A 1,791-nucleotide genomic window follows, 5' to 3' on the forward strand; every position below is an offset into this window, starting at 1 on the left:
AAATTCTTGATCGAGAAATCTCTCAAAGTGCTGCATTCAGACTTCAGATCTGTCTGAAACTCATAAAGAGTATTGATGATGAGATCGAAGCTTTAGAGAAAGAAATTTTCAATTATGCTTATAAAAAGCATAAGCGAGAAATGGAGATTTTAATGTCAGTTCCAGGTATAGGAGAACTTGGTGCGGCAATTTTACTTGCTGAAATAGGCAATTTCAAGGATTTTTCTTCTGGAGATAAGCTTGCTTCCTGGCTTGGTCTGGTTCCTAATGTGTATCAATCTGCAGATAAATACCACAACGGAAGAATCACAAAGAGAGGATCAAAGGGAGCAAGATGGATTCTTACGCAGATTTCTCAAGCAGCGGCAAGAAAGAATAACAGTAAGTTAAAAGAGTTTTTTAACAGGAAAAAGAAGTCAATTGGGCATTCCAAGGCAATTATTGCCTTGGCAAGGAAAATTGCAACGATAATATGGCATCTTATCGTAAACGATGAGATATACGAAGATGGAACTGGATATCAAAAAGGAGAAATTCAAAAGAGGAAGATTGTTGAGACAGAAATATTCTCAGTTGATGAACGAATAAAAATAATTAGTGAAATATTTGCGATAATGGAAAAAGAAGGTGAAGAGAGCACGTGAGGAAGATATCCTCATGTACTTTCATGCTAAATAAAGATTCCGGATTTTACATACATTCATAAATGTATAAAATGAACAGATGTGGATATATAACCATCCTTAATCCTGTACGATGAATTATGTTCAGAATCTAGTCGGAATTATTATAAGATCCAAATATCAATTATAAAGTGTCAACTAATAACGGACATAATTATAAGTGGGGGAAAATATGAAAAAAATGTTGATTATTTTGATATTACTGTTCGGTGTGTTCCTTGCAATAGGATGCACCGGTCAGAGAGAAGAAGCTCCAAACCTAACAGGAACTCCAGCTGAGGAAGTAGAAGATATAACTCCAGCAGAAGCAGGCACTCCAGCACAGGTTGTAACTGAAGTTGAAGCTGTAACTGAAGTTGAAGTTGTAACTCCAGTTGAAGAAGTAGTAGCAGAAACTCCAGTTGTAGCAGAAACTCCAGTTGTGGCAGTGACTCCGGCTGAGGAAGATACTGTAACTGAAAGCGAAAACGCAAATACTACTCAAAATGTAACTAAACATGTGAGTAGTACTCAAAGAAAGAAGGAACGTATTCTGGAGAACACCCAATCTGGAAATAACACCAGCGGAGGAAGAGTAATTAAAATGACTCCCAGCAAGGGTTCCTAAATCCTCTGAGGAGAGCACAGACCTCTACCTCTTATATATGGTATAGTTCGCATTTAAATGCGAACTGTACACATAAGGCCAGTAGCTGTGAATTTTCTTTTGACAACTATGTAAATAAATATCTAAATTCAGATCTTATCAAAAAACGCATCTATCATTATTGATTCCCATCACTGTTGATCCCAATCACTATTGATTAGTGTGTACAATAAAATAATAAAATGCTGATAATAATAAAATGCTGATAATAATAAAATATCGATAATAATAATAATAATAAAATAATAATAAAATATTAATAACAATACTAATAGTAATAACAAAGAAGTGAGATCAACACAGATTTCCTGTAAATCAGCTTATATTAATTTTTTTACATATTATCAATGCTTTATCTGCTTTTCTGCAGTCTTACTTTTATAAACTCTATTTTTGGATAATGAAGAAAATCTGGTCGTGTCCTCAAATTATTGAACAGGAACTCTAAATGTTAATAGTTCC

2 protein-coding genes are annotated in these 1,791 nt (G+C 34.2%); both read left to right on the forward strand.

Going from position 1 to position 1,791, the window contains the following annotated elements:
* Nucleotides 1-644, forward strand: a 644-nt coding sequence (locus tag ASJ81_RS12080; RefSeq protein WP_141241560.1) for an IS110 family transposase, incomplete at its 5' end; no start/stop codon positions are given.
* A gap of 211 nt (nucleotides 645-855) precedes the next feature.
* A complete protein-coding gene (locus ASJ81_RS12085; protein WP_095644657.1) occupies nucleotides 856-1,290 on the forward strand; it encodes a hypothetical protein in 435 nt (144 codons plus the stop codon).
* The last annotated feature ends 501 nt before the right edge of the window (nucleotides 1,291-1,791 follow it).

It is taken from the genome of Methanosarcina spelaei (assembly GCF_002287235.1).
GTDB lineage: Archaea > Halobacteriota > Methanosarcinia > Methanosarcinales > Methanosarcinaceae > Methanosarcina > Methanosarcina spelaei.

Excerpts from the sequence above, each read along its gene's own strand:
- ASJ81_RS12085 (WP_095644657.1), top strand. The coding sequence starts at position 856 with ATGAAAAAAATGTTGATTATTTTGATATTACTGTTCGGTGTGTTCCTT.